This window comes from Dermacoccus sp. MPR-E5 (assembly GCF_058809565.1).
Map to the genome: position 1 here is coordinate 59,327 of NZ_JBXASS010000003.1, position 26,964 is coordinate 86,290.

The 26,964-nt window shown below is 70.0% G+C and carries 27 protein-coding genes and 1 tRNA gene; 4 read left to right on the plus strand and 24 right to left on the minus strand.

Features of this window, described 5'->3' with window-relative positions; translation table 11 throughout:
* Positions 1-33: 33 nt before the first annotated feature.
* The 9 genes from AC1RS9_RS02785 to clsA form a co-directional block, all read right to left on the minus strand.
* Entirely contained in the window at positions 34-552 is a 519-nt protein-coding gene (locus AC1RS9_RS02785; RefSeq protein ID WP_276525040.1) for a MerR family transcriptional regulator, read from the minus strand.
* A 286-nt stretch (positions 553-838) separates the two neighbouring features.
* The gene (locus tag AC1RS9_RS02790; RefSeq protein WP_435575427.1) at positions 839-1,312 is read right to left on the minus strand and encodes a bifunctional nuclease family protein; all 474 of its coding nucleotides are present in this window, start codon (positions 1,310-1,312) and stop codon (positions 839-841) included.
* Positions 1,313-1,385: 73 nt separating this feature from the next.
* On the minus strand, positions 1,386-2,063 hold the full coding sequence (ftsR, locus tag AC1RS9_RS02795; protein ID WP_474915940.1) for a transcriptional regulator FtsR: 678 nt from the start codon (positions 2,061-2,063) through the stop codon (positions 1,386-1,388).
* An 11-nt stretch (positions 2,064-2,074) separates the two neighbouring features.
* A complete protein-coding gene (locus tag AC1RS9_RS02800) occupies positions 2,075-2,521 on the minus strand; it encodes an FHA domain-containing protein (RefSeq protein WP_040014173.1) in 447 nt (148 codons plus the stop codon).
* A 142-nt stretch (positions 2,522-2,663) separates the two neighbouring features.
* The gene (gene gcvH, locus AC1RS9_RS02805) at positions 2,664-3,053 is read right to left on the minus strand and encodes a glycine cleavage system protein GcvH (protein ID WP_006943367.1); all 390 of its coding nucleotides are present in this window, start codon (positions 3,051-3,053) and stop codon (positions 2,664-2,666) included.
* 46 nt (positions 3,054-3,099) lie between these two features.
* Positions 3,100-3,936 carry a DUF881 domain-containing protein gene (locus AC1RS9_RS02810; protein ID WP_288756663.1) on the minus strand — a complete coding sequence of 279 codons (837 nt, stop codon included), beginning with the start codon at positions 3,934-3,936 and terminating at the stop codon, positions 3,100-3,102.
* Positions 3,933-4,265 (minus strand): small basic family protein, encoded by a 333-nt coding sequence (locus AC1RS9_RS02815; RefSeq protein ID WP_006943348.1) that lies wholly within the window; start codon positions 4,263-4,265, stop codon positions 3,933-3,935. Before AC1RS9_RS02815 ends, AC1RS9_RS02810 begins: the two co-directional genes overlap by 4 nt.
* Before the next feature lie 24 nt (positions 4,266-4,289).
* Complete coding sequence (locus AC1RS9_RS02820; protein ID WP_006943380.1) at positions 4,290-5,183, minus strand: DUF881 domain-containing protein; 894 nt, start codon at positions 5,181-5,183, stop codon at positions 4,290-4,292.
* Positions 5,180-5,773, minus strand: coding sequence for a cardiolipin synthase ClsA (gene clsA / locus AC1RS9_RS02825; RefSeq protein WP_038568009.1), 594 nt, complete (start codon positions 5,771-5,773; stop codon positions 5,180-5,182). Before clsA ends, AC1RS9_RS02820 begins: the two co-directional genes overlap by 4 nt.
* A 168-nt stretch (positions 5,774-5,941) precedes the next feature.
* Here clsA and AC1RS9_RS02830 point away from each other — a divergent pair, with 168 nt between their 5' ends.
* Positions 5,942-6,976, plus strand: coding sequence for a G1 family glutamic endopeptidase (locus AC1RS9_RS02830; protein ID WP_074039231.1), 1,035 nt, complete (start codon positions 5,942-5,944; stop codon positions 6,974-6,976).
* A 26-nt stretch (positions 6,977-7,002) separates the two neighbouring features.
* Here the strand turns inward: AC1RS9_RS02830 and AC1RS9_RS02835 are convergent, their stop codons facing one another.
* A complete protein-coding gene (locus AC1RS9_RS02835) occupies positions 7,003-8,499 on the minus strand; it encodes a sialate:H+ symport family MFS transporter (protein WP_492920437.1) in 1,497 nt (498 codons plus the stop codon).
* A 47-nt stretch (positions 8,500-8,546) separates the two neighbouring features.
* Between AC1RS9_RS02835 and AC1RS9_RS02840 the strand changes: the two genes are divergently transcribed.
* A complete protein-coding gene (locus AC1RS9_RS02840; protein WP_492920439.1) occupies positions 8,547-9,059 on the plus strand; it encodes a mycothiol transferase in 513 nt (170 codons plus the stop codon).
* A 106-nt stretch (positions 9,060-9,165) separates the two neighbouring features.
* Here AC1RS9_RS02840 and AC1RS9_RS02845 read toward each other — a convergent pair.
* From AC1RS9_RS02845 to AC1RS9_RS02905, 13 genes are all read right to left on the minus strand, one after another.
* Positions 9,166-9,239 (minus strand) — tRNA-Pro (locus AC1RS9_RS02845).
* Between the two features lie 141 nt (positions 9,240-9,380).
* A complete protein-coding gene (locus tag AC1RS9_RS02850; protein WP_038567980.1) occupies positions 9,381-10,364 on the minus strand; it encodes a DUF2207 family protein in 984 nt (327 codons plus the stop codon).
* A 182-nt stretch (positions 10,365-10,546) separates the two neighbouring features.
* The gene (gene der / locus AC1RS9_RS02855; protein WP_492920441.1) at positions 10,547-12,067 is read right to left on the minus strand and encodes a ribosome biogenesis GTPase Der; all 1,521 of its coding nucleotides are present in this window, start codon (positions 12,065-12,067) and stop codon (positions 10,547-10,549) included.
* Positions 12,068-12,298: 231 nt separating this feature from the next.
* Entirely contained in the window at positions 12,299-12,976 is a 678-nt protein-coding gene (locus AC1RS9_RS02860) for a lysophospholipid acyltransferase family protein (RefSeq protein ID WP_492920443.1), read from the minus strand.
* A complete protein-coding gene (cmk, locus tag AC1RS9_RS02865; RefSeq protein ID WP_492920445.1) occupies positions 12,976-13,671 on the minus strand; it encodes a (d)CMP kinase in 696 nt (231 codons plus the stop codon). The genes AC1RS9_RS02860 and cmk overlap by 1 nt, the downstream gene beginning before the upstream one ends.
* An 11-nt stretch (positions 13,672-13,682) precedes the next feature.
* Positions 13,683-14,906 carry a prephenate dehydrogenase gene (locus tag AC1RS9_RS02870; protein ID WP_492920447.1) on the minus strand — a complete coding sequence of 408 codons (1,224 nt, stop codon included), beginning with the start codon at positions 14,904-14,906 and terminating at the stop codon, positions 13,683-13,685.
* The gene (locus tag AC1RS9_RS02875) at positions 14,903-15,814 is read right to left on the minus strand and encodes a pseudouridine synthase (RefSeq protein WP_239302933.1); all 912 of its coding nucleotides are present in this window, start codon (positions 15,812-15,814) and stop codon (positions 14,903-14,905) included. The genes AC1RS9_RS02870 and AC1RS9_RS02875 overlap by 4 nt, the downstream gene beginning before the upstream one ends.
* Positions 15,811-16,434 carry an SMC-Scp complex subunit ScpB gene (scpB, locus tag AC1RS9_RS02880; RefSeq protein ID WP_038567975.1) on the minus strand — a complete coding sequence of 208 codons (624 nt, stop codon included), beginning with the start codon at positions 16,432-16,434 and terminating at the stop codon, positions 15,811-15,813. Before scpB ends, AC1RS9_RS02875 begins: the two co-directional genes overlap by 4 nt.
* A gap of 111 nt (positions 16,435-16,545) precedes the next feature.
* On the minus strand, positions 16,546-17,502 hold the full coding sequence (locus AC1RS9_RS02885; RefSeq protein WP_131940944.1) for a segregation and condensation protein A: 957 nt from the start codon (positions 17,500-17,502) through the stop codon (positions 16,546-16,548).
* A gap of 11 nt (positions 17,503-17,513) precedes the next feature.
* The gene (locus AC1RS9_RS02890; protein ID WP_207623213.1) at positions 17,514-18,377 is read right to left on the minus strand and encodes a ParA family protein; all 864 of its coding nucleotides are present in this window, start codon (positions 18,375-18,377) and stop codon (positions 17,514-17,516) included.
* 154 nt (positions 18,378-18,531) lie between these two features.
* Entirely contained in the window at positions 18,532-19,467 is a 936-nt protein-coding gene (locus AC1RS9_RS02895) for a tyrosine recombinase (RefSeq protein ID WP_131940942.1), read from the minus strand.
* Positions 19,464-20,810 (minus strand): histidine--tRNA ligase, encoded by a 1,347-nt coding sequence (gene hisS / locus AC1RS9_RS02900; protein ID WP_131940940.1) that lies wholly within the window; start codon positions 20,808-20,810, stop codon positions 19,464-19,466. Before hisS ends, AC1RS9_RS02895 begins: the two co-directional genes overlap by 4 nt.
* Entirely contained in the window at positions 20,807-21,523 is a 717-nt protein-coding gene (locus AC1RS9_RS02905; RefSeq protein ID WP_038567970.1) for an MBL fold metallo-hydrolase, read from the minus strand. The genes hisS and AC1RS9_RS02905 overlap by 4 nt, the downstream gene beginning before the upstream one ends.
* 151 nt (positions 21,524-21,674) lie before the next feature.
* Between AC1RS9_RS02905 and AC1RS9_RS02910 the strand changes: the two genes are divergently transcribed.
* The gene (locus tag AC1RS9_RS02910) at positions 21,675-23,147 is read left to right on the plus strand and encodes a DUF349 domain-containing protein (protein WP_492920452.1); all 1,473 of its coding nucleotides are present in this window, start codon (positions 21,675-21,677) and stop codon (positions 23,145-23,147) included.
* Positions 23,148-23,155: 8 nt separating this feature from the next.
* The gene (locus AC1RS9_RS02915) at positions 23,156-24,535 is read left to right on the plus strand and encodes a M18 family aminopeptidase (protein ID WP_074039223.1); all 1,380 of its coding nucleotides are present in this window, start codon (positions 23,156-23,158) and stop codon (positions 24,533-24,535) included.
* A 136-nt stretch (positions 24,536-24,671) separates the two neighbouring features.
* On the opposite strand, the gene malQ is transcribed toward AC1RS9_RS02915, so the two are convergent.
* Positions 24,672-26,915, minus strand: coding sequence for a 4-alpha-glucanotransferase (malQ, locus tag AC1RS9_RS02920; RefSeq protein WP_449758704.1), 2,244 nt, complete (start codon positions 26,913-26,915; stop codon positions 24,672-24,674).
* Positions 26,916-26,964 lie beyond the last annotated feature (49 nt).

The window sequence follows — 26,964 nt, forward strand, 5'->3', positions numbered from 1 at the left end:
TATCGGGTACTCGAACGGACGAAAAGAGGCGGGTCAGCCGGCCTTCTTCGCGACGCGACGGCGGCGCAACTCGTCGCCGGGATGCTCGGCCATCTCAGTGGCGTCGGGGCGCTCGCTCGGCAGTTCGGCGAGGGTGCCCTCGACCTCGCGCCAGACCGAACCGAGCGCGATGCCGAACACACCCTGGCCGCCGCGCAGCAAGTCGATGACCTGGTCGTCGCTCGTGCACTCGTACACGGACGCGCCATCGGACATCAGCGTGATGCCCGCCAGCTCGCGCACGCCGTGGTCGCGCAGCGCCGCGACCGCGACCCGGATCTGCTGCAAGGAGACACCCGCGTCGAGCAGGCGCTTGATGACCTTGAGGACGAGGACGTCGCGGAACGAGTACAGACGCTGGTGGCCGGAGCCGCTGACGTTGCGCACCGACGGCTCGAGCAGACCCGTGCGGGCCCAGTAGTCGAGCTGACGGTAGGTGACGCCCGCCGCGCGGCAGGCGGCGGGGCCGCGGTAGCCGAGCGTTGCGTCGTCGAGCGCTGCGGTACGGCTGATATCCGCATCGAGCGGCGCATGAACCTGCTTCTGCGATTCGTGCGCCTTGCCGGTGCTGACCACGGCGACCTCCTGGAAGAACAAAGACGTGAGCACGTGCAGCACGCCCTCTTGACTTCCTCAACGGTACGGGCGCGGGTCGCGCCGGGCAACGATTCGACACGCGACACGCCGGAAAGATTTCCCGCCATGACGCGGCATCACGGTCCGATCACGGACATTAACGTTCGAGTCGACGGTGAGTTCCACCCCTGCACTATAGCTCAACGTTAAGTTGAGGGTTAACTCATTCGCCCGGCTCCTCGAAGTCGTCGGCGCTCACCTGGTCGAGGAATTCGCGGAACTTCTCGACCTCTTCCTCCTGCTCGTCGGCCACCTCGAGCCCAGCGGCGGTGATGACGGCGTCGTCGACGAGGATCGGCGTCTGGGCGCGCACGGCGAGGGCCACGGCATCACTCGCGCGCGCATCGACGCGGCCGCCGTCGTCGAAGACGAGGCTCGCCTCGAAGACGTCGTCGACGAGACGCGAGATCTCGACGTGGTCGAGGGCGCGACCGGAGGCGGCGGCGACGTCGAGGAGCAGATCGTGCGTCAGCGGGCGCGGCGCTTCGACGCCCTCGGCGTACAGGGCGATGATGGAGGCCTCGGACGAACCGATCCACAATGGGACGTGGATGGGGCCGGATTCGATCCGCAGCAGCAGCACGGGGCTTGCGGTGGGGACGTCCATGCGGATTCCGGCGATCTCAGCGCGTTTCACGACGACCACGCTACTCCGTCGACGCCACATCGGCGCGTGCCGGTCGCGCGCGCTCGGGGCGTGGCGAGCACTGTCAGTGACGCAGGCCGGCCTTGACGAGCGCGATGTGCAGCGCGAAAGCGCGCTGAGCGATCGTCACGCGTTGCGTCGTGTCACGCAGCGGCACCTGCTCCACGAGACCGACCTCACGGTCGGCGGCGAGGCGGAACGGACGCAGGTGACGGGCCTGCACACCGAACTCAGCGAGCCCGGCAGCGGCTGTCGCGACGGCGAGTGCGTCGGCGTCGAAGTGACCACCGGAATCAGCGCGGATGAGGCCGAAGGTCACGAGGTCGTCGATGAGCGAGGTGCTCGCCTGAGCCCCACGGGCCAGTTCGTCGCGCGTCAGCGACAGGTTCTCGCGGGGTGCGGCCGTGAGCTGCTTCTCGCTCGGGACGTCTTCGTCGACGTGCTGAGCGGGGACGGCGGGCACGGCACTCGCCATGACGTCCTCGTCCGGGGTGAGACCGCGATCATAGGCGTCGAGGGCGTCACGGATGACCTTGAGCGGCCAGAAGCGGTCACGCTGCGCGCGCAGCACGAAGCGGAGGCGGTCGATGTCCTCGTGTGAGTAGCGGCGGTAGCCCGAATCGGAGCGCTTCGGCGAAACGAGCCCCTGCGCGTCGAGGAAACGGACCTTGGAGACGGTGAGGTCGGGAAACTCCTCGCGCAGTTCGTCGAGAACACCGCTGATCGTGAGACCGTGCGCCATGCGTGAAGCCCTCAGGCCTTCGTCGGGGCCGCGTAGTAGGTGAGACGGTACTTGCCGATCATGACCTCGTCACCGGTGCGCAGCTTCGCCTGGTCGACGAGCTGACGCGCGACGTACGTGCCGTTGAGCGAGCCGATGTCCTGCACGCTGTAGCCATCCTCGTCACGCACGAAGATCGCGTGACGTCGCGAGACGGTGATGTCGTCGAGGAAGATGTCGCTCTTCGGGTGACGCCCGGCGCTGACCTCGGCGGCGTCGAGCAGGAAGCGCGCCCCGGCGTTGGGCCCGCTGAGGGCGATGAGCAGGGCGGTGTTCGGGCGCAACGCCTCGACCATGGCCTGGTCGGCGGGCGACAGGCTGCGCGGCGCCTCCGTCGACAAGGTCGCAGCGGCCTCGTGCGAGCCGGGGACGCCGATCGTCGTGGCGTCACCGACGTAGGTGTTCTGCTCGTCAACCATGGTGTGCACCCCCGCGCCGCGATGACGCCGTTCGTGGATCTCGCCTCAGCCGCGAAGGGCTGGAGGGCTCGGAACTGTTGGTCAGAATACCGTCACCCGGCGATCGTCGTGCAATCGCCGGGTGATCTCCTCCTCGAGGAGCTCAGTCGAGCGAGGCGCGGTAGGCCTCGACGTCCATGAGGGCCTCGACGGCGGAGGCGTCGGAGACGCGGATCTCGAACATCCAACCCGACTCGTACGGGTCGGTGTTGACCGTGCCCGGCTCGGCGTCCAGGGTGTCGTTGACGGCGACGATCTCGCCGTCGAGCGGGGAGTACAGGTCGCTGACCGACTTCGTCGACTCGACCTCGCCACACGACTCACCGGCGGTGACGGTGTCGCCGACGGCCGGCAGGCTGACGTAGACGACGTCACCGAGAGCGTCCTGGGCGTACGACGTGATGCCGACGCGCACTGTGCCCTCGCCCTTGTCGGCCACCCACTCGTGGTCCTCGGTGTAGCGCAGGTCGGCGGGGTACTGAAGATCGCTCATGACTCTCCTTGGTTGGTCGTCGTGGTGTCGGCGAACACGGTGGGGTTCACTTCGCCCCGGCGATCGAGGTGATCTTGTTCGTGGCGCCCTCGGTGACCTTAACCCGGGCGCCTGCTTGTGTCAGCGTATCCGTCACACCACCCGGAATGGCCATTGCGGTGCTCATCGTGTGCGGATCGCCGATGGCCGTGATCGTGAACGTCGAGGGCAGCTTGTCGCCCTGCACGCCGGCCGAACCGTCAACGTCCGAGAACCACGTCGAGGCGATGACGCGATGACCGCCGACGTCGATCGACTCGGCGCCCGCGTCCCGCAGTTCCTGCACGGCGTCGAGCACGTTCGCGGACGTCACCTTCTCACCGCCGTCGACGCTGATCGTGATGCCGGGGCCGCTGACGGCGACGCTGCCGTTGAGGATGCGCATCTGGTCGAGCCGCTTCTGTGCGTCCTCGACGGCGGCGCGGTCACCGCCGGAGGCGAGCTTCGACTTGCTCTCGCGCAGGTCGCCCAGCTCTGTCTCGAGGCGCGCCGACTGATCCTGCACGGTCGACAGCAGCGCCACGAGGTCGGGCTGCGACAGGTTGTCCAGGCCCGACTTCTCGTGCTGACGCACCTGCGTCATGACGGCGAAGCCCAGCCCGAGCGCGAGCACGGACGCCGCGAGCGTCCCGACGCCGGTGCCGGGGCCGCCGAACGCGAACCGCTTCCACGGACGGTGGTGCGCCTGGGGCGGCGAGCCCGCGTCTGAGGAGTTCTCGCCCGAGGGGTTCTCGGGCCGAGGCTCGGGCCCGTGCGGGGCCTGAGCGTCGAGCTGCCCCTCGGGCGTCGTCTCACGCGGGGTCGCGGGCTCGTCAGCAGGTGTGCTCATGCCGGTCGCGCTCATGCCTTGAAGATGTGACGACGGATGGAGGCGACGTTCGTGAAGATGCGCAGGCCGAGAACGACGACGACACCCGTCGACAGCTGACTGCCGACGCCGAGCTGGTCGCCGAGGAAGACGATGAACGCGGCGACCACGACGTTCGACAGGAACGACACGACGAAGACCTTGTCGTCGAAGATGCCGTCGAGCGCCGCGCGCAGACCACCGAACAGCGCATCGAGCGCGGCGATGACGGCGATCGGCAGGTACGGCTGCATCCACACGGGGACGTCGGGGTGCAGCCACAGCCCGAGGGCGAGGCCGACTGCGAGTCCGATGGCAGGTAACAACGTGTTCTCCTCGGGGGTGGTGCGTCAGGGAACGATGCGAGCGTGCGTGACGTGCACGCTGTCGAGGGCGGGCAGGTCGACGTCGTTCGAGGCGTTGCTCGTCACGCCGAAACCGGACTTGCGCAGACTCGCGGCGTACTGGTCGGCGAACGAGCCGGTGAAGGTCTTCTGCATGTCGTCTGGTCCCATGACGCTGATCTCGTACGGCGGCGTGAGCGGGCGGAAGTTGACGAGGACGGCCGAGCCCGCGAACCGGATCGCCGTCATCGACGTGACGCGCTGGCCGTTGATGGCGATACCGGTGGCGCCGGCCTGCCACCACCCGTTGACGAGCTGCTGCAGGTCGGTCGAGGTGACCGCGTCCGCGGCGTTCCCGGTGCGTGGATCGCTGTCAGCCGAGTCGGCGTCCTTGGTGTCGGGGTTCGACACCGTCATGACGACGCCCGGGCCGCGAACCTCGGCGAGGCCCGCCGTCCGCGTCGCGTCGTCGAGCGTCTTCTTCAGCCCCGCCTGCGACTGACGATCGAGAGCGCCCTTCTGCGCCGACGCGACGTCGTCGCGCAGCCGCGTGAGCTCGGCGGAGGCGTCGTCGTTGTCGCTCTGCTTCCTCTCGATCTGGTCGACGAGCTGTGCGTGCCGATCCTGCGCGACGGCGCGGGGCACGCGCAGCGCGTGCGCGGCCGCGCCGACCATGAGGCCGATGAGCAGCAGGGAGATGATGAGCAGCGGTGAGCGTCGCCAGCTGCGCGCAGGCGCGCCCTGAGCCTCGCGGCGCGCCGCCGAGTCGGCGTACGAGGGGTCGATGGGGTGACGCATCGCATCGAAGATGAGCGCCATGCTCGCCGCGGGGTCACGCACCTCGACCTCGCGCGGCGCGGCGCCCGGACGTTCGTGGCGGCGCCAGTGAAGGCGCGTCACCGTGCGGCCTGCGGGGCTCGAACGGCGTTGACCATCTCCCTCACCTGCACGGCGTAGAGCAGCCCGGCGAGCCAGTACAGCGTCACGCCCCAGATGACGAACGCCCAAGCGATGGGAGCGGCGACATCCCCGACGGTGCCGTCGAACTGTGCGACGACGAGCAGCGGGAAGGCGTAGAGGAGGTTGAACGTCGCGGCCTTGCCGATGAAGTGCACGGGCGGCAACGGCAGCCGGTGACGGCGCACCGTCGGCGCGAGAGCGAGGATGAACAGCTCGCGCGCCACGAGGGCGAGCACGACCCACAGCGGCAGGATGCCGCGGATCGCGAGGCAGACGATCGTCGCGGCGATGTAGAGCCGGTCGGCCGCAGGGTCGAGCAGCGCGCCGAGACGCGATTCCATGTGGAACCTGCGGGCGATCTTGCCGTCGGCGTAGTCGGTGAACCCGGCGATCATGAGGACGACGAGACCCACACCGTCGTGATGGGCGAGCAGCAGCCACACGAACAGGGGCACCCCGAGCAGCCGCAGCATCGACAGCGCGTTCGGCACCGTCCACACGCGACTCGTCGGATCCCGGGTCTCGCTCACGGTGCCACCCTAGGTCCGATGACGCCCGGAGGCGAACACGACGCGCCACCCGTGAACAGGGGGCCGTCGCCATCCGCGCCTCGGGCCTCGGCGCGCCGCCGGTGGCGCCCGGTGCCTGCGTGGATAGGTTGGAGGGGACCAGCCGTCCATCCGAAGGAGTGACAGGTCTTGTCCATCCGCCACCGCACGCTCGCCTCCGCGAGCGTCGTCGCAGCCATCGCCGCGCTGAGCGCGCCGTCCGCCATGGCGGGTGCTTCGCACCCCGCCCAGCCCGCCGCGAGTGCCACGTCGAAGAACGCTGCGCCGAAGAAGGCGACGCCGAAGAGCGCCGGCGCGAAGAACGTGACCGCGACGCCCTCGTCAGCGCGCCATGTCTCCACCGCGACGAAGGGTTCGACGAAGCCGGCGACGATGCGTGGGGCCAAGAGCACGCCCACGACGAGGGCGCGAGCTGCGCACGCCGCGCCCAAGCAGGCGACGCCCGACAGCAGCGTCATGGTCCGCCCGAAGGCGACGGTGCGCCCGGCGCCCGTCAAGCCCGCCGCGTACGCGAACTGGGCGGGATACCGGGCGAGTATCGCCGGCCCTGAGAGCATCCACGGCACCTGGATCGTGCCCAAGGCATCGTGGCCGGGGCGCGACGGGTACTCGGCCATGTGGGTCGGGCTCGGCGGAGGCACCGCGAAGCAGGGCGAGCTCGTGCAGGCAGGAACGGAGTTCGATGTCGTCTGCACCGCCGTCACGCGCGGGCACTGCACGAAGTGGAAGACGAGCTATTACCCGTGGATCGAGACCTACCCGAGCCGCGCGCAGGAACGCATCACGAACCTGGCGGTCGCGCCCGGCGATGCGGTCGAGGTGACGGTGCGCTACGCGGCGAAGGAAGGCCGTTCGTACTTCACGCTGTGCAACTGGCGCACGAACGACTGCGTCGGCACGGACCGCACGAGTGCGGCACCGCGCGGCGTGGCCGAAGCGGTGCTCGAACGCACGAGCGGCGCGGACGGCCGGGCCCGCGCGCTCGCGAACGTCGGTTCCCCCACCTTCTCCAGCGTCTACGCCAAGGGCAAGGACGGCACGCGCAACCTCGCCGGTTGGCCGTCGACACGCATCACGATGAGCACCGGCGCCGCACTCGCCGTCCCCAGCGGGATCAGCCGCACGGGTGACACGTTCTCCGTGAGCTACCGCCGCCCGGCTTGAGGCGGGTCTCCGAGGCGCGTGATGCCTCAGACCGCCTGTGACGTCGCGCGAGTGACGATGTCGCTGCCGTCCTCGGGGCGCACGGCGCTCGGGCGGATGAGTCGCTGCAGGCGCAGCGGGAACTTGAGCGCGACGAGCAGGATGACGACGCCGGTGAACGTCGCCGACAGCGTCATGAGCGCCGATCCGAGTGGCATGCGTCCGGCGAGCTGGGCTCCGACGACGGGTGAGATGGCGCCGCCGAGTGCGCCGACGTTGTAGGTGAAGCCGAGCCCGGCCGCGCGCTTGTCGAGCGTGAACCAGCTGACCATCCACTTCGGCACGAGCCCGCCGACGCCCGAACCGAAGCACTGCTGGACGAAGAGCATGACGCCGATGAGGACGACGTGCGAGCCGCTCATCGTGAAGATGGGCCACAGCAGCGGGATCGACAGGGCGAGGCTGCCCCAGTAGGCGCGCGTCGTGCCGAAGCGGTCGCCGGTGAACCCGGCCAGGACGGCGCCGGCGGCCGTACCGAAACCGGACCAGAACAGCACGTCACCGACGGTCGCGGCGCTGAGGTGCAGCTCCGTCTTGAGGTACGTCGGCAGCAGCGCGGTGATGGGCCACGCGAAGGAGAACACGGTGAACACGACGAGCGTGACGCCTAGCGCCGTCGGCCAGCGCTCGGGTTCGAACTGGACGAGGAACCACACGAATGTCGCGGCCGTCATGAGCGCGAGCACCGTCGTCATGGGCACGCCGCTCGAGTGGCCCGTGAAGATGACGAGCAGCGCGGCGAACACCACCAGAGTCAGGACGACGTTGAGCGCCGCGCGACGACCGCGGTAGAGCGTCGTGAACATGTCGGGGGCTGCGTCGAGGTCGCCGTTGCGCTTGGCGTGTTCGAAGTCCGCGGGTTCGGGCAGCGCGCGCCGCAGCCACAGTGCGAGGACGATCGGCACGAGCCCGAGCGCGAACAGCGCCCGCCATCCCCACGCCGGGACGACGAAGCGGTACAGCTGCGCGACGAGCACCCCGCCGATCGAGAAGCCGCTGATGAGGAACGCGGACGCCTTGTTGCGCAGGTGCTGCGGCCACGACTCGATGACGTACGTCGCGCTCGCCGAGTACTCCCCCGCCATGCCGAACCCGATGAGCAGACGCGCGACGAACATCATGAGGTAGCCGGTCGAGACGGCGCACAGCGCGGAGCCGACGGAGAACGTCACGATCGCTGCGACCATCGCCTGCCGACGCCCGATCGTGTCGGCGACGGCGCCGAGGACGAGCCCGCCGAACCAGCGGGAGACGAACGCCGCGCTGATGAGCGTCGTCGCCTGCACCGTCGACAGGTGGAACTCGTCGGCGACATCCGTCAGCACGAGCGTGATGATGACGAAGTCGAATCCGTCGAGCAGGTAGCCGAGCCAGTCGGCCCAGAACGCCTTCCACTGCGGCCCGCTCACCTCGCGGTACCAGGGCAGGTCGTACCCGGGCGCGTCGTCGCGCGGCGGGCGCTCGGAGGCGGATGACGTCCTCATGGCGTCAGCATAGGCAGTCGTTGCAGCGGGGGCGTAGCGTTGGTGCCATGGATGCCATCACGCTCATGCTGGACCTCGCACAGCGCCCCCTCGACGCGTCCGGGTCCCTGCGCCCGCAGCTGACCCACGAGGAACTCAACGCCCACCCCGGCGGGCACGACAACTCGATCGCATGGCTGCTGTGGCACACCGCGCGCGAGATCGACGCCCAGGTCGCGCAGTTGTCCGGCGACGAACCGATCTGGACGGCACAGGGTTTCGATGCGCGCTTCGGACTCGATGTCGACGATGACGAGACCGGCTTCGGCCACAGCCCTGAGCAGGCGCGGGCGGTCGTCGTCACGGATGTCGCGTTGCTGTTCGAGCACCTCGAGGCGGCCGTGGCGGCGCAGAAGGCGTACATCAGCTCGCTGTCCGCCGCGGACCTCGACGACGTCGTCGACGAGTCGTGGGATCCGCCCGTGACACGCGCGGCGCGTCTCGTCAGCTGCACCGAGGACGCGCTGCTGCACCTCGGCCAGGCGCTCTACGTCGCCGGCATGACGTCGCTCGGGGAATGACGCCCCGTGGGCTGCATCAGGCCGTGGTTCACCATGTACCAGGCTCGAGGGTGAACACAGAAACGTTCGGGCCTCACGCCATCGCGTGAGGCCCGAACGTCCTCGGTCGGGCTGACAGGATTTGAACCTGCGACCCCTTGACCCCCAGTCAAGTGCGCTACCAAACTGCGCTACAGCCCGTTGCACCTCACGGCGCAAGCCCCGAAGGGCGTGATGAACCATACCCCACGCGGGGCCCGGGCGACCAATCGGCCGGGCCCTGCGACGTCTGGCGGTCGCCCGGAGATGGGGCAGGCTCGGCCCCTGGATGACGGGCCGGCGTCAGAAGTCGAAGATGTCGCCGACGGCGTCACCGATCGAGCCGAAGACGTCGCCGAGACCGTCCGTCAGGCCGCCGAGGTCGAACAGCCCGTCGGCGCCCGAGAGCAGGTCGGCCATTCCGCCGATCGCCTCCGCGCCGAGGAAGACGAGGTCGTCGCCGTAGAACATCCAGAAGAACGGGTCAGAGGCGATGTCGCCCATGATGTTGCCGAAGCCCTCGAGCTGCGCCATCTTCGCGACCTCACCGATGACGCCCGCCCACCGGTCGGCGAGACCGAAGACCATGGCGTACGGCAGGTAGCGGTTGAACAGGTCGGCCGCTTCCTCGAACTTGATCTGCTTGGCCTCGGCCGTCGCGATGTATTTCTTGAACCCGAGCGTCTGGATGCGCACCGCAGTGCCGTCGGCGGTGCGCGGCGAGCGCCCCATCCCCAGGAAACCCTTGCGGCGCGGGTCTCGCTCGTACCAGCCCCGATGAATCGTCTCGCGGTACATACCGTCGGCGATGTCGCGCAACGGCCCCCGCAACTGCGCCTTCATCTGCGGCAGCGTCACGTAACGGACGCCGGGCGGGAACAGGGCGTTGAGGAAGTCGGCCTCGACCTGCGTGATGACGTCGCCGCCAGGAAACTCATTCTGGATGAACACCCAGTCACCCTGCGGCGCCTTGGCACCCCGCCTCGACGTCGGCGCCGGCGACGCTGCGGGCGCCGAACCGTCAGCGGGCTGCAGCTTCTCGATGCGGAACCAGCCGCGCAGCGACAGGTCGATCATCATGGCGCCGATGTCCTGCGAGTCGACCGACCCGTCGACGACGGTGCCTGCCATCGCCGCGCTCACGCCCTGCGGCGGATGGAACTGCACGGCCGGCTCACCCGACCACTCCTTCGCACCCTTGACGCGGCGCACCTCGCCCACGCCGTCCGCCGGGCGCATGCCGGGGGTGACGCCGACGTACTCGTAGTCGTGGTTCCAACCGAACACTGCTTCGTCTGCCTCTCACCGTGAATGGGATTCTCACCCGACGTGCGACGCCGGACGCCGATCATGGCAGGTAACGCACGAGTTACCAGCGCACTACGCGCCGACGCGTGAGTCACTCGCCATCCTGGGGCAGGCGTCGCGCGCGACAGCGCACGCCCGCCCCTCGAAGGTAGGCCCCCCGCTCAGCGCTGCTTGCGCTTCTCGCGCACGCGCACGCTGATCTCGATCGGCGTCCCGTCGAAACCGAACTCCTCACGCAGGCGACGCTCTATGAAGCGGCGGTACCCGGCCTCGATGAAGCCGCTGGCGAAGATGACGAAGCGCGGCGGGCGCGTCGAGGCCTGCGTCGCGAACAGGATTCGCGGCTGCTTGCCGCCGCGTACCGGGTGCGGATGCGCCGCGACGACCTCGCCGAGGAAGGCGTTGAGCCGACCCGTCGGGATGCGCTGGTCCCACGAGTCGAGGGCGACCTCGATGGCGGGAACGAGGCGGTCGGTGTGACGTCCCGTCTTCGCCGACAGGTTGACGCGCGGAGCCCACGGCACCTGGACGAGCTCGCGCTCGATCTCCTTCTCCAGGTAGTAGCGGCGCTCCTCGTCGAGTGTGTCCCACTTGTTGTACGCGATGACGAGCGCGCGGCCGGCGTCGATGACCTGCTGCACGACGCGCACGTCCTGTTCGGCGATGCTCTGCTCCGCGTCGATGAGGACGACGGCGACCTCCGCCTTCTCCAACGCCGTCTGCGTGCGCAGGGAGGCGTAGAAGTCGGCGCCGCGCGTCTGGTGCACGCGGCGTCGGATGCCGGCGGTGTCGACGAAACGCCAGGTCTTGCCCCCGAGTTCGATGTACTCATCGACCGGGTCACGCGTCGTGCCGGCGACGTTGTCGACGACGACGCGCTCCTCCCCCGCGAGCTTGTTGAGCAGCGACGACTTGCCGACGTTCGGACGCCCGAGCAGCGCCACGCGACGGGGGCCGCCGCGCGGGTACGCGCCGGCGACAGCCGTCTTGTCGGGCAGCAGGTCGATGACGGCGTCGAGCGCGTCACCGGTGCCACGCCCGTGCAGCGACGAGACGGGGTACGGCTCACCGAGGCCGAGCGACCACAGCATGGCCGCGTCGGCCTCCGAACGGTTGTCGTCGACCTTGTTCGCGATGAGGACGACGGGTTTCTTCGAGCGGCGCAGCAGCTTGACGACGGCCTCGTCGGTGTCGGTGGCGCCGACCGTGGCGTCGACGACGAACATCACGGCGTCGGCGAGTTCGATCGCGACCTCGGCCTGTTCTGCGACGCGCAGGTGGATGCCGCTCGCGTCGACCTCCCACCCGCCGGTGTCGACGAGTGTGAACCGGCGTCCGACCCACTCGGCGTCGTAGGCGACGCGGTCACGCGTCACACCCGGCACATCCTCGACGACGGCCTCACGGCGCCCGAGGATGCGGTTGACGAGCGTCGACTTGCCGACGTTGGGACGACCGACGACGGCGACGACGGGCCGCAGGTCGGCCTCTCCGTAGCCGCTGTCCTCGTCGACCTCACCGTACAGCAGGGCACGGTCCTCGTCGCTCAGGTCGAAGTCCTCGAGCCCGACGCGCAGCGCCTGCTCGACCGACTCGTCCGGGCCGGGCGCATCGTGGCGCAGGTCGTCGTGCTCGGCTCGCTCGTCGTGCTCGTCGTGGGGGAAGTACTGGTCGTCGCTCACGCGGATTACCTCAGATCGTGGAGTATCCCGCCGGATCCGGCGGGCTCGGAGGCTCTCCCCCGCCACGTGACGGCGCGGCGGCTCGCGCCGTGACGTCGGGTGGGGAGGTCTCGTGTGACGCGCCCGAATGCGCGTCACAAGACCATTCTCGCGCATGGGCACGATTTTTCAGAGTCGAGCGCTCGCGGCCAGCCACGCCCTCGCGACGAGCGCCCGGGGAGACGATCCGGCTCAACCCGCTACGTGGTCGGCGAGGCGGACACGCAGTTCCTCCGTCGCGGCCGCCAGCCGAGCGCGACCTGTCGCGCCCGCCACCGCCTCGGCGTCACCGAGGCGGAACGCCGGCCCGAACGTCACCTGCAGACGACTGCGCAGCCGCGGCCAGCGTCCCCGCGTGCGCCCGGCCGTGCCGACGAGACGCACCGGCACGATCTGAGCATCCGCACCGAGCGCGAGGAACGCGGCGCCCTGGTGCACCGCCTGCACCGACCCGTCACCGCGCGTGCCCTCGGGGAACACGCCGACGACGCCACCCGCCGCCAGGACGCCGCGCGCCGCCGTCATCGCCTCCCGGTCGGCGCTGCGCTGCGTGACGGGGATCTGCCCGAGCCGCCTCAGCAGCGCCCCGAGCGGCCCGACGAAGTACGCACGCTTGACGAGGAAGTGCGCCGGGCGCGGCACGAGCGACGCGGCCAGCGGGCCGTCGATGACGCCGATATGATTCGCGACCACGACGACGGGGCCGTCAACCGGCACGTTCTCGCGCCCGGTCACCTCGAGGCGGTACAGCGCACCGAACAGGCCCTCGACGGCGGGACGCAATCGGCGCATGAGCCCCTCGCACGCGGACGGATCGCGCGGCGTCGAATCACGCGACGCGGCAGCCTCGACGTCACGACGCGGGAACATCAGCCGCGCGCCCGTTCGACGAGCGTCAGGACCGCCTCGACGGACTGCTGGAACGTCAGGTCGCTGGTGTCGAGCGTGACGACCCCGTCCGCAGCGCTCATGAACGACGAGACGGTCGAGTCGGCCTTGTCGCGGTCGACGATCTGCGTCCGCGTCGCCGCGATGGCGGCGTCGTCCGCGCCGCCGTGCAGCTCCTTCGAGCGGCGGGCGAGCCGTGCGGCCTCGCTCGCGACCATGAGGATGCGCACGTCCGCGTCGGGCGCGACGACCGTCGTGATGTCGCGCCCCTCAGCGACGACGCCACCCCGGTCCGCGGCGATCTGCGCCATCAGCTCACGCTGACGCTGCTGCAGCTTCGGGCGCACCTGCAAGTTGGTCGCGACCTTCGAGACGACCTCGGCGATGCGCGTCGTGCGGATTTCCGCGTCGATGCGCGTACCCCCCATGCTGATCGACGGCGCGCTCGGGTCGGTACCCATCTCGAGCGGCATCGCGGTGACGGCGTCCGCGACGGCGCCCAGGTCGTCGAGGTCGATGCCCCGATCGAGGCAATACCAGGTGAGCGCGCGATACATCGCGCCCGTGTCGAGGTAGCCGATGCCGAGGTGCGCCGCCACCTTCTTGCTCACACTCGACTTGCCCGAACCCGAGGGCCCGTCGATCGCTACCCGGATGCCGTTCGCCACGCTCGTCATGAACGCAGATTCTAGGCGGTCTCGACGAGGTGGGCGGCCCACCCCCGCGCGCTGAGCGCGCTGACGAGGGTCTGAGCGCGCAGCGGCACGACGCTGAGCTCGAGCAGACCGGCGGCGACGGCGTCGTCGTGCTCGAGGCGCATGTCCTCGACGCTGATGCCGGTCTCCCCCACGTCCGTGAACACGCGACCGAGCGCACCCGGCTCGTCGGGGATGACGACGGCGACGCTCGCGTACGCCTGCGCCGGCGCGCCGTGCTTGCCCGGGATGCGCGCACGACCCTCCTGGCCACCAGCGATCGTCTGCGCGAGCACGGCCCGGGGGCCGGGGGTGGCAACCGCATCGCGGATACCGACGGCATCCTGTGTCACGGGGGTGGCCGGTGCAGTGACGGCAACCGACGTGCTGCCTACGACCGCCGCATCGGCCAGGCCACGCGTACCGCCCGATGCGTCGCCCCCGGACGTGATGACCGACAGGGCGTGGATGACATCGTCGAGCGAGGCGCGGACCCGTTCGAGCAACGGCAGCACTGCGGCCGCGTTGCCGGCGAGGATCTGCGTCCACAGCATCGGGTCGCTCGCCGCGATGCGCGTGACGTCGCGCACGCCCTGCCCGCTGAGAGCGACGGCGTCGTCGGGCAGCTCACGCAGCTGCGCGGCGACGAGGCTCGCGGCGACCTGCGGCACGTGCGAGACGGCGGCGACGGCCTCGTCGTGCGCGGCAGGGCTCATCGTGACGACGTGTGCCCCGCAGACCTGCGCGACGGCTGTCACGTCGGCGACGTGGGCGTCGTCCGCGCCGTCAGGGCAGATGACCCAGGTGCGCCCCTCGAACAGGTCGGAGCGCGCCGCGACCGCGCCGCTGCGCTCACGACCGGCCATCGGATGCCCCGGCACGAAGCGGCGCCGCTCGGCGCCGCAGCGTCGTGCCACCCCTTCGACGACGACGTTCTTCACGCTCGTCACATCCGTCACGGTGGCGTCCGGCCACGCCGTGAGCTCCGCGGCGACGACGTCGACGACCACGTCAGGCGGCGCGGCGACGACGACGAGGTCGGGCGCCTCGTCCTGGGCGTGCGCGACGCGGCCGGCGCCCATGTCGGAGGCGAGCGCCGCCGCCGTCGGCGAGGTGTCGGCGAGGGTGACGTCGACGCCTCGCGCCTGCAGCGCGAGCGCCAGCGACGTGCCGAGCAGGCCGGTGCCGACGACGCGGACGCGCTGCGGCAGTGTCACAGACCGGCAGCCTTGTACAGGTCGGCGACCTCGCGCTTGTTGAGCGGCCGCATCTTGCCGGGGCGCAGATCGCCGACCTTCACGGGCCCGACCTGCGGGCGCGCGAGCGCGATGACGGGGTGACCGACCTCGTCGAACATGCGACGCACGATGCGGTTGCGGCCCTCGTGCAGCACGATCTCGACCAGGGCCATGCCCGGCTGAGAGTCGACGACCTTGAACGAGTCGACGGCGGCCGGGCCGTCCTCGAGCTCGATGCCCTCGCGCATCCGCTTGCCGAGGTCGCGCGGCACCGGGCCGGGGATCGTCGCGAGGTAGACCTTCTCGACGCCGTAGCGCGGGTGCTGCAGGCGGTTGGCGAGGTTGCCGTCATTCGTCAGCAGCAGCAGACCCTCGGTGTCGTAGTCGAGTCGGCCGACGTGGAACAGGCGCTCGGTGCGCCCCTCGAGGTACTCACCGACGCACGGGCGACCCTCTTCGTCCTGCATCGTCGACACGACACCCGTGGGCTTGTTGAAGGCGAGGTAGACGAGCGTGTCGTCGAGCTGGATGCGGTCGCCGTCGACGTGGATGACGGCGCTCTCGGGGTCGATGCGCGTGCCCAGTTCGGTGACGACCTGGCCGTCGACCTCGACTCGACCCTCGGCGATGAGGTTCTCGCAGTGGCGTCGCGAACCGACGCCGGCCTGCGCGAGCACCTTCTGCAGACGCGTGCCCTCCTCGACGTGCACGTCGCGCGTCGCGGCCTTCGGTGCACGCTCTCGCGGCGGGGCGACCGGCTGCCCGCTCTTCGTCGTGCCGATGCCGAGGACGTCGGCCTCGTAACGGCTGACGCCGCCGCCGGAGCCGCGGTTGACGCGGCTGCTTCGGTTGTCGCGCTGACCCTGACGGGGTTTCCTGGAGTTCATCCGTGTCCTTGTTCCACTAGTTCGTCGATGATGGCGGCGTCCGGCAGGTAGGGCGCCAGCGGGGGAAGCTCGTCCAGCGAGCCGAGCCCGAGCCGCTCGAGAAAGGTTGGGGTAGTGCCGTAGAGCGTCGCGCCCGTCTCGGGGTCGTCACCAACCTCCGTGACGAGCCCACGCGTGAGCAGGGTGCGGGTCACGCCGTCGACGTTGACGCCGCGGATGGCGCCGACGCGCGAACGCGAGATCGGCTGCCGGTAGGCGATGACGGCGAGCGTCTCGAGTGCCGCCTGCGTCAGCTTGGCCTGCTGCCCGCCCCGCAGGAACGTCTCGACGGCATCCGCGTAGGCCGGCCGCGAGTACATGCGCCACGTGCCGTCGACCTCGCGCAGGGTGAACCCCCGCTGCTGGGCGCGGTATTCCACCTCGAGGCCCTCGAGGTTGGCGCGCACCTCGCTCTCGCCGACGCCGAAGGCCGCGGCGAGATCGGCCACCGAGACGGGCTCGTCGACGACCATCAGCACCGCTTCGAGCGTCGATCGCAAGCCGCCGGGCAGGTGGTGCACGACGACCGGCTCGCGGGCGCCCCGCGCCGGTGGTTGCGCCGTCGTATCGTGCGTCGTCATGCGTTCACCTCCTCCTGCTCCGGGCCGTCGTCGGCGCGGGTCGTTCGTCTCGTGTCCCCACCCATGAGTCGTCGCAGCGCGGCGAAGTGTGAGGTCGCTCGTGTCATTGTCTCAGGACGCAGCGTCATCGCTCGCGCCCACGCCGCCCGAGCCCGGCTCGGCGTCGTACTCGTCGGAGACGAGGATGCGCGCATCGGGCGCCGCGACCCAGCGCACGGTGAGCGGCCGCAGGTGCTCGGCCTGCTCGAACGCGATCGCGGCCTCCTTGAACAGTTCGAGGATGGCGAGGAAACGCCCGACGACGACGAGGTTGTGCTCCGCGTCCGCGACGAGCTGCGCGAACGTCAGCTCACCACCGCGTCGCAGCTTGCTCGTCACGATGCGCGCCTGCTCACGCACGCTGACTTGCACGGCGTGCAGGTGGTCGACGTCGACGCCCGGCGGCGCCTTGGGCGTCAGCGCCCGCGCGGCGACGGCCGCGAGCTGCTCGGGCGTCACCGTCATGACGAGCTCAGGCAGTAGCCCCGAGAAGCGTTCCTCCAACCCGGCCTGACGTGCGACGAGACGCCCGTCGCTCTCCATCCGATCGGCCAGGAACTGCGCCATGTCCTTGAACGCCCGGTACTGCAGCAGCCGGGCGAACAGCAGGTCGCGCGCTTCGATGAGCTCGAAGTCCTCCTCGTCGGAGCCGCCGAGGTTCGGCAACAGCCGCGCTGCCTTGATGTCGAGCAGCGTCGCGGCGATGAGGAGGAACTCGGTCGCCTGCGACAGATCCCACTCGTCACTCGCCTCGCGGGCCGCCCTGATGTGCGCGATGAACTCGTCCGTCACCTGCGACAACGAGATCTGCGTGACGTCGAGACGATGCTTCGCGATGAGGCCCAGCAGCAGGTCGAACGGTCCGTCGAACACCTCGCCCAGGTGGACGTGGAACGGCGTCGCCGCCGCACGCCGCGTCAGGACGCCGCCGGGTGCGCTCGCCGTCGACGCTGCCGTCGGCCCAGAGGTCGTGACCGCCACTGCCGATGCGGGCGCGTCGCCGACGGGCTCGGCCTCGGTCGCCGTCATCGGCGTGCGGCTCAGGGAGCCCCGCCGCGCGAGATGAGCTCGCGCGCGAGCTGGCGGTACGACTCCGCGGCACCGTGCCCGGAGGCGTACTGCGTGATCGGCTCGGCCGCAAGCGTCGCGTCGGGGAACTTGACGGTCCGCGAGATGACGGTGTGGAACACCTTGTCGCCGAAGTGGTCGACGACGGAGCGGACGACGTCGCGGCTGTGCAGGGTGCGCCCGTCGTACATCGTCGCGAGGATGCCGTCGATCTCCAGGCGCGGGTTGAGCCGATCCTGCACCTTCTCGATCGTCTCGACGAGCAGCGCTACGCCGCGCATCGCGAAGAATTCGGCCTCGAGCGGGATGACGACGCCGTGCGACGCCGTCAGCGCGTTGACGGTCAGCAGACCGAGCGACGGCTGGCAGTCGATGAGGATGACGTCGTACTCGTCCGCGACGCTGCGCAGGACGCGCGCGAGCACCATCTCGCGGGCGACCTCACCGACGAGCTGCACCTCCGCGGCCGACAGGTCGATGTTGGCGGGCAGCACATCGAGGTTGTGCACCCGCGTCGTCTGGATGACGTCGTGCGCGTCGTGGCCGCGCTCGACGAGCAGGTTGTAGATCGTCACGTCGAGATCCTGCGAGCGCACGCCGAGGCCGACGGACAAGGCTCCCTGCGGGTCGAAGTCGACGAGCAGGACGCGGCGGCCGTATTCGGCCAGGGCGGCGCCCAGGTTGATCGTCGACGTCGTCTTGCCGACGCCGCCCTTCTGGTTGCACATCGAGATGATGCGCGCGGGGCCGTGCGACTCGAGAGGTCGAGGCGTCGGGAAGCCGGGCAGGGGTCGACCGGTTGGACCCCACTGGCCCGTCGCGTCGATTCCCGGCAAACGGTCAAGTCGAACGTTAGAGTTCGTCGACTTCTGTGAACTCTCGGAAGTCACTCGAAAGCCTCCACTGATAGTTGAGCGTTTGGCATCACGCCAATCAGCACCAGATTAGCGCCCCGGGTGCGGCAACGCCCAAACCGTCGCCCGTCGACCGTCAGTGGGCGCGCGGATGCGCCGCCGCGAACGTCTCGCGCAACTGCTGCACCGACACCATCGTGTAGATCTGCGTCGTCGTCACCGAGGCATGGCCGAGAAGCTCTTGCACGACGCGCACGTCGGCGCCGCCTTCGAGCAGGTGCGTCGCATAGGAATGCCGCAGCGTGTGCGGCGAGATCTCGCCGTCGAGCCCGGCCACCTCGGCCGCGCGACGCACGAGCCCGAACACGCTCTGCCGGCTCAACCTGCCGCCGCGCTGATTGAGGAACACGGCAGCCCCGGCCTTGCCCTTCGCCGCAAGAGCAGGCCGCTCACGCGTCAAGTAGGAGCCGAGCGCGTCGGCGGCGTAGCGCCCGAGCGGGACGATGCGCTCCTTGCTGCCCTTGCCGAACAGTCGCAGCGAACGCGACATCAGGTCGACGTCGTCGACGTCGAGCCCGACGACCTCACTCACGCGCGCACCGACCCCGTAGAGCACCTCGAGCAGCGCACGATCCCGGAGTGAACCGGCGTCCTCGCCATCGCCGGCAGCCGCGAGCAAACGTTCGACGTCAGCTAGAGGGATAGCCTTCGGGAGTTTGCGGGGCAACCTCGGCGGCGCGACGTCCGTCGCCGCGTCGGGCGCGTCCGTCTCGAGCGAAACGAACGCATGGAGGCGGCGGACGGCGACGAGCGCGCGTGCCGCGGAACTGGCCGCCAGCGGCGGATGGCCCTGGCCGCCCCCACGCAGCGATCGCAGGAACGCCTCGACGCGCGCCTCCTCGACCCCGTCGAGCGAGGTGACGCCGGAGGCGGCGAGGTAGCCGAGGTAACGCGTGACGTCACGTCGATATGCCGCGAGCGTGTGCGGCGAGAGGCCCCGCTCGACGCGCAGGTGATGCAGCCACTGCGTCATCACCTGCGTCAGTTCGAGCGAGGGCTCCAGGGCGCTCACGACGCCGGTGACGCCTCGGCGACCTCGAGTCGCACCTGCTCGTCGGCCGCGGGGAGCACCCAGCTCGTCGCGTCCGCATCGAACTGCTCACCGCTGCGGATGTCCTTGATCTGGTCGCCGGTCTCCCCCGCGCCCGGGAACCAGACGTACGGGATGCCGCGACGGTCGGCGAACTGGATCTGCTTGCCGAACTTGGCGGCCTTCGGCGACACGAGCGTCGGGATGCCGCGCTCACGCAGTGCCGCCGCGATCCGCATCGACTCGGCGCGTGAGGTCTCGTCGTTGACGGCGACGAGCACGGCCGTCGGCGTCGGACGGCTCGTGCGCAGGCCGCCGTCACCGATGAGCTTCGCGAGCAGGCGCGAGACACCGATCGACAGGCCGACGCCAGGGTAGGTCCTCTTGCCGTCACTCGCGAGCGAGTCGTAGCGCCCGCCGGAGCAGATCGAGCCGTAGCCCTCCTCGCCGACGAGCTGCGTCTCGTAGACCGTGCCGGTGTAGTAGTCGAGGCCGCGTGCGATCTTCAGCTCCGCGACGAGCAGGCCGGGTGCGTGCTCGGCGGCCGTCTCGACGACGACGCGTAGCTGCTCGAGGCCCTCCTCCAGCGTCGGGTGTTCGACGCCCAGTGCGCGCACCTGCTCGACGAAGGACGTATCGGGCGTCGAGATCGCCGCGAGGGCGAGGATCTTGTCGGCGGCGTCTTCGACGCCTTCGGCGACGAGCAGCTCCCTGACCTTGGCCGGGCCGATCTTGTCGAGCTTGTCGACGATGCGCAGCGTGCCGACGATGTCGTCGATGCCGAGCCCGCGGTAGAAGCCCTCGGGGATCTTGCGGTTGTTGACCTGGATGCGGAACTCACCGATCGGCAGCCGCTTGAACACGTCCGCGATGACGAGCGGCAGCTCGACCTCGTAGTGGAACGGCAGCTCCCCCACGTCGACGATGTCGATGTCGGCCTGGACGAACTCGCGGTAACGCCCCGCCTGCGGGCGCTCGCCGCGCCAGACCGGCTGGATCTGGTATCGGCGGAACGGGAACGTCAGCTTGCCCGCGTTCTCGATGACGTAGCGGCTGAACGGCACGGTGAGGTCGAAGTGCAGGCCGAGGCCCGGCTCGGCCTTGTCGGCCTCGTCCGCAGCGAGGCGGCTGACGGCGTAGATCTCCTTGTCCGCGTCACCGCCCTTGCCCGTGAGGCGCTCGACGGGCTCGACCGCGCGCGTGTTGATCGGCTCGAAACCGTGCAACTCGAACACCTCACGGATGATGTCGAGCACCAGCTGCTCGGTGTAACGCTGCGCCGGCAGCCATTCGAGGAAGCCGGAGATGGGGGTCGGTTTGCTCATGCGCCAGATCCTTGGAGTGCTTGCAGGTACGGGTTGCTCACGCGCTCGCGCGCCATCGTGCTGGCCGGGCCGTGCCCGGGAAGGATGAGGGACGAATCAGGCAGCGGTAGCACCTTCGTGCGCAGGCTCTGCTGCATCGCCGCGTCGCTGCCGCCCTCGAGGTCGGTGCGTCCGATCGAGCCGGCGAACAGGACGTCCCCGGTGATGACGCTCTGGTTCACCGTCGCGGCGACGGCGTCGTCGAGCCCGTCGGGCACCTCGTCGACGGTGAACATGACGGAGCCCTCGGTGTGCCCCGGCGCGTGGGTGACGCCGAACGTCAGCCCCGCGAGTTCGAGGGGTTCGCCCTCGTGGATGGAGACGACCTTCTCGGGCTCGCGCCACGTCGCGCTCTTGCCGAACGACTGCTCGAGCATGCCGCGCAGCTGCGGGCCGAGCTGGTCATAGGGGTTGACGAGGCGGTAGCGATCGTCGGCGTGGATGTGCGCGGCGATCCGCCCACCGCACACCGGCGTCACGGAGAAGGTGTGGTCGAGATGGCCGTGCGTCAGCAGCACCGCCGTGGGCTTGAGATCGAGTTCGCCGAGGACCTCGAACAGCTGGTCGGTGACGCCGATGCCCGGGTCGACGACGACGCACTCGCTGCCGCGTTCACGGGCGAAGACGTAGCAGTTCGTACCCATCGCGGCTGCGGGGAAAGAGACGGTCAACACGTGCCCCAGCCTATCGGGCGCGCGCACGGGCCGTCCGACCCGAGGAACGCCGGGCCGCTGCGGGCACGCGGACAACCTCCTCCCCCTAGACTGATGACGTTGCTGTCCGGTCCGCGCGTACCCGCGGGTCGGCTACGTCGAGAAAAAGGTCATGACCGTGTCCGAGGACTCCACCATCCCCACACCCGCGTCCGTGAAGCCGAGCGTCGTGCCGAAGCCCCCGAGCGCGGCATCCAAGGCGCCGACCCCGGCCGCACCGACGTCGCCGTCGGTTCCTGCGGACACCCCGGCAGCCGCCGCGACCGAGGCGAGCGCACCGGCCACGCAGGCGGCGCCCGCGCCGTCGGCCGCGGTGGAGACGCCGTCGAATTCGAACGCCGCCTCGTTCGGGCGCGTCGACGAGGACGGCACGGTGTACGTACGCACGCCCGACGGTGAGAAGGCCGTCGGCTCCTACCCCGGCAAGAGCGCCGATGAGGCCCTCGCCTACTTCGCGCGCAAGTACGACGAACTGCGCGCCGCGGCCGCCTTGCTGCTGCAGCGCGTGACGCAGACCGACATCAGCGCCCACGACGCCGGCGAGTCGCTCAAGACGCTGCGCAAGCAGGTCGCCGAGACGAACGCCGTCGGCGACCTGCCCGCGCTCGACAGCATCATCGAAGACATCGCGACGGCGCTGCGCGTCAAGCAGCAGGTGGAGGGTGAGGCCCGCGCCGAGGCGAAGAAGGAGGCCCTCGTCCACCGCGAGCAGCTCGTCGCCGAGGCCGAGCAGATCGCCGCACAGGATCCCGAGAAGGTGCAGTGGAAGAAGAGCACGACGCGCATGCGCGAACTGCTCGACGAGTGGAAGAACCACCAGAAGAACGGTGCACGTCTCGACCGTGACGTCGAGTCGGCGCTGTGGCAGCGTTTCTCCGCTGCTCGCAACGGGTTCGACAAGACGCGTCGCACGCACTTCAGCCAGCTCGACGAGCAACACGGCGCGGCGAAGAAGGAGAAGGAGCGTCTCGTCGCCGAGGCCGAGAAGCTCGCCACCTCGAACGACTGGGGGCCCACGGCGTCGGCGTTCAAGCGCCTCATGAGCGAGTGGCGTCAGGCCGGGCGCGCGTCGCGTTCCGACGACGACGCGCTGTGGCAGCGCTTCAAGAAGGCGCAGGATGCGTTCTTCGCGGCGAAGGATGAGGTCGTCGCCGAGGAGAACAAGGTTTTCGAGGCCAACGCCAAGGTCAAGGAGGAGCTGCTGGCCGAGGGCCAGAAGATCCTGCCGGTCAAGGACCTGGGTGCCGCGAAGGCCCAGCTGCGCGCGCTGCAGGAGAAGTGGGACGCCGCGGGCAAGGTTCCGCGCAAGGACATGGACCGCATCGAAAAGGGTATGCGCCGCATCGAGAACGCCGTCCGTGACGCCGAGCAGGCGCAGTGGAAGAAGTCCGACCCCGAGGTGAGCGCGCGCGCCAACTCGATGGTCACCCAGCTCGAGAACGCCGTCGCGTCGCTGCGCAGTGACGTCGAGGCCGCCGAGGCCGCGGGCAACTCGAACAAGGCCGCGAAGCTGCGTCAGGAGCTCGAGGCGAAGCAGTCGTGGCTCGAGCAGGTGCGCTCGACCGCCAACGAGCTGGAGGGCTGAGAGGCATCATGAGTTTCGGATCCGGACGTTTCACGACGGATTCGGCCGCCGAAGGGTTGGTCGCGTACCTGCGCACCAGCCCTTCGCCGTTCCACGCGGTCGCATCCTCTCTGTCGATGCTCGTCGAGGCGGGCTTCACGCCCCTCGACGAGCGTGACGCCTGGGCGAGCGAGCCGGGACGTTACGTCACGACGCGCGGCGGGTCGCTCGTCGCGTGGTCGACGGAGCGCGTGCTCACTCGGCCGTTCGACGGCTCTGGTGGTGGCGCTGATGACGGTGACGCCGGTGGCGAGCGCGGCGCGGTCGCGTTCCGAGTCGTCGGTGCACACACCGACTCCCCCAACCTGCGCATCAAACCGCGCCCCGACCACGAGCGCGTCGGCTGGCAGCTGCTCGGCGTCGAACCGTACGGCGGCCTGCTGCTCAACTCGTGGCTCGATCGCGACCTCGGGCTGTCAGGGCGCGTCGCGGTACGCGAGGCCGACGGCAGCGTCGGTGAACGGCTGTTCGCCGTCGACGAGCCGCTGCTGCGCGTCTCGCAGCTCGCGATCCACCTCGACCGCTCGACCAACGACGCTCTGACGCTCAACAAGCAGCTGCACATGGAACCGTCGTGGGCGCTGTCGCAGGCACCACTGTTCGTCGAGTGGCTCGCCGAGCAGGTTCGCGTCGAACCGGTCGACGTGCTGAGCTGGGACGCGATGACGCACGACGTGCAGCCGGCCGCGCGCACCGGGTTGCACCGCGAGTTCGTCGCGGGCGCCCGGATGGACAACCTCGCGACGAGCTACGCCGCGACGCAGGCACTCATCGACGCCGTCGAGCGCCCGGCACCCGAGGGTGAGGTGCCGCTCGTGCCGCTCATCGCGCTGTTCGACCACGAGGAGATCGGCTCGATGTCGGAGCGCGGCGCGTTCTCGAACCTGCTGCCGACGATCTTCGAACGCATCATCTCGACGCTCGGCGGCGGGCGTGACGACGTGCACCGCGCGATGGCGCGCACCGTCATCGCCTCGGGCGACATGGCGCACGCGACGCACCCGAACTACGCCGATCGTCACGAACCTGCGCACCACATCGCGATGAACGGCGGGCCGGTGCTGAAGATCAACACGAACCTGCGCTACGCGACGGATTCGGTCGGCGCCGCCCACTTCGCCGCCGCGTGTCGGGAGGCGGGCGTGCCGGTGCAGGAGTTCGTCGTGCGCTCTGACCTGCCGTGCGGCTCGACCGTCGGGCCGATGACGGCGGCGCTCACCGGCGCGACGACCGTCGACTTCGGCGCCCCGACTCTGTCGATGCACTCGGCGCGCGAACTCGTCGGCGCCGCCGACCAGGCGATGTACGGCGCGGCCCTCGCAGCGTTCCTCGCTCCGGGGCGTGACTGACGGGTCGGCGCCTGGCGCGCACGGCCGCTGAGGTTGCGCAAAGGTCCCCAGCTCGAGCCACATCGCCCGAGAACGCGTCAGCCGTGACTCGTTCTCGGGCGATGTTCGTGCGGTGACGCCGTACACCGCCGTGAGGTCAACCCTGGGCGGCGTGCTCGTTCAGCCCGGCGAAGATGCCGCACAAGCGCGCGGCGCGCTCGCTCGTGAAGACGTCCTCGAGCCGGATCGGCTCACCGTCGGGGCCGGACAGCGGCACACGCCAGTTCGGGTACTCGTCGGCCGTGCCGGGCTGGTTCTGCACGCGCACGTCGCCGACGGCGTCGACGAGCGCGACGTTGAGCATCCGTGACGGCGTCGTGACGAGGAACGCGTGCAGTGCCTCGACGACCTGTTCGTTCGGCGCGTCGGCGTCATCGAGCAGGCCCTGAGCGACGAGAAACTCGCGCCACCGCCGGCGGTCCGCCTCGTCTCGCGCCAACTCGTCCTCGAGCGAGCCGTCGAGCAGCCCCAGCTCGTGACGCAGCCGCACGTGCGCGGCGTCGAGATAGCCGGCCGTCGGCGGCAGGTCATGCGTCGTCACCGACGCGAGGCACTTCTCGCGCCAATCCTCGGGTGGCAGCGGACGCTGCGCATCCCAGTCCTGTTCGAACCACAGGATCGACGTGCCGTACACGCCGCGCTCGGCGAGGAACGTCTGCACCCACGCCTCGAGCGTGCCGAGATCCTCCCCGACGACGAGCGCACCCGCGCGCTGCGCCTCGAGGACGAGGATGCCGATCATCGCCTCGTGGTCGTACGTCACGTACGTGCCGTCCTTCGGCGTCATGCTCTCCGGCACCCACCACAGGCGGAACAGCCCGAGAATGTGGTCGATGCGCACCCCACCGGCGTGGCGCAGGACGATGCCGACGATCTCGCGGAACGGCGCGTAAGCCGTCTCGGCGAGACGATCCGGGCGCAGTGGTGGCTGCCCCCAGTCCTGCCCGAGCTGGGTGAACTGATCAGGCGGAGCGCCGACGTGGATGCCCGCCGCGAACGCGTCCTGCAGGGCCCAGGCGTCCGCGCCCGCGGGGTTGACGCCGACGGCGAGGTCGTGGACGACGCCGAGCGCCATGCCCGCGGCGACGGCGTCCGACTGCACGCCGCGCAGCTGCTCGTCGAGGCACCACTGCAACCAGCGGTGGAAGTCGACCTCGTCGGCGTGCTCGGCGCCGAACCGCGCGACAGCGGGCGCCGTCGCGTCCTGATAATCGTGCGGCCAGGTTCGCCAGTCGGGCCCGAAGGTGCGGAACAGCACGCACCATGTCGCGAAACGGGTGAGCTGCTCGCCGCCGGCGCGGCAGTAGGCGTCGAACGCGGCCTGACGCCCCGGCGTGCGCCCGATCTGCCACAGGACTCGCAACGCCTGCTCCTTCGCCCCCCACGCAGCGTCGCGGTCGATGCGGTCGACGTCGTCGAGGCGCGCGTGGACATCGCGCGCCAGGTCGTCGATGACCCCGCGGACGTCGGCGGACGCGCTCGCGTACTCCTCGACGTGCTCGACCCGCAGGTAGAGCGGGTTGACGAACCGGCGCGACGTCGGCAGGTACGGCGACGGCTCCATCGGCGCGCTCGGTTGTGCCGCGTGCAGCGGATTGACGAGGACGTAGTCGGCGCCGTGCTCGGCCGCCGACCACACGGCGAGGTCGCGCAGATCGACGAGGTCGCCCACGCCCCATGACCCCTGCGAACGCACCGAATACAGTTGCGTCGCCAGGCCCCACACGCGCTTGTCGCGCATCGTCGCCGGCACCTCGAGCACCCGCGGGGTGACGATGAGGCTTGCGCGCGCACCCGCGGCCCTCATGTCGTGCCCGTCGCCGGCCTCGGTGGACGGGCGATCCTCGCCGTCGACGCGCGTGTCGTCACTGTCGCCGTCGCCCGCAGCAAGGCCAACAGGCGACACGATGACGGTGTGGTACCCCAGCGGCAGGTCGCCGTCCACGCGCGCGACATGCCGTTCGACGACGCATCCGTCGACCTCGCGGGTCTCCTGCGCGCGCGACGACACCGTCACCGAGACATGCGTCCCGACCTCGGTGACGACGTGCACGGCCACCTGGTCGCACTCAGCGACGTGCACCGGGAACTCGACATCGTCGCCCTCGCGCACGACGACGCACGGCGGGACGATCCGGCGCCATGGCGCGTCACGACGGGCCTGCAACGCCGAGCGCACGGCGTCGGGCGTCGAAGCGTCGACGTCGAGCGCCGCCAGGACGGCGACGAGCGTGTCAGCCGCGACGCTGACGCGGACCTTCTTCCAGTCCTCGTACTCGGTCGTGATGCCGTACGCCTCGGCGAGTTCGACGAGGTCAGGCGTGGCTGCGGAGTCGGTCACGGCGGGCGTCCGTTCGTGCGGGGGCAGGTCGCCGTCAGCCTATCGCTGG

Coding starts and splice junctions, on each gene's coding strand:
- ftsR (WP_474915940.1), bottom strand. CDS start 2,063: ATGGCGCACGGTCTCACGATCAGCGGTGTTCTCGACGAACTGCGCGAG.
- AC1RS9_RS02800 (WP_040014173.1), bottom strand. CDS start 2,521: ATGGTTGACGAGCAGAACACCTACGTCGGTGACGCCACGACGATCGGC.
- gcvH (WP_006943367.1), bottom strand. CDS start 3,053: ATGAGCGATCTTCAGTACCCCGCCGACCTGCGCTACACCGAGGACCAC.
- AC1RS9_RS02810 (WP_288756663.1), bottom strand. CDS start 3,936: ATGAGCGCGACCGGCATGAGCACACCTGCTGACGAGCCCGCGACCCCG.
- AC1RS9_RS02835 (WP_492920437.1), bottom strand. CDS start 8,499: ATGAGGACGTCATCCGCCTCCGAGCGCCCGCCGCGCGACGACGCGCCC.
- AC1RS9_RS02840 (WP_492920439.1), top strand. CDS start 8,547: ATGGATGCCATCACGCTCATGCTGGACCTCGCACAGCGCCCCCTCGAC.
- AC1RS9_RS02860 (WP_492920443.1), bottom strand. CDS start 12,976: ATGTTCCCGCGTCGTGACGTCGAGGCTGCCGCGTCGCGTGATTCGACG.
- cmk (WP_492920445.1), bottom strand. CDS start 13,671: ATGACGAGCGTGGCGAACGGCATCCGGGTAGCGATCGACGGGCCCTCG.
- AC1RS9_RS02875 (WP_239302933.1), bottom strand. CDS start 15,814: ATGAACTCCAGGAAACCCCGTCAGGGTCAGCGCGACAACCGAAGCAGC.
- scpB (WP_038567975.1), bottom strand. CDS start 16,434: ATGACGACGCACGATACGACGGCGCAACCACCGGCGCGGGGCGCCCGC.
- AC1RS9_RS02885 (WP_131940944.1), bottom strand. CDS start 17,502: ATGACGGCGACCGAGGCCGAGCCCGTCGGCGACGCGCCCGCATCGGCA.
- hisS (WP_131940940.1), bottom strand. CDS start 20,810: ATGAGCAAACCGACCCCCATCTCCGGCTTCCTCGAATGGCTGCCGGCG.
- AC1RS9_RS02910 (WP_492920452.1), top strand. CDS start 21,675: ATGACCGTGTCCGAGGACTCCACCATCCCCACACCCGCGTCCGTGAAG.
- AC1RS9_RS02915 (WP_074039223.1), top strand. CDS start 23,156: ATGAGTTTCGGATCCGGACGTTTCACGACGGATTCGGCCGCCGAAGGG.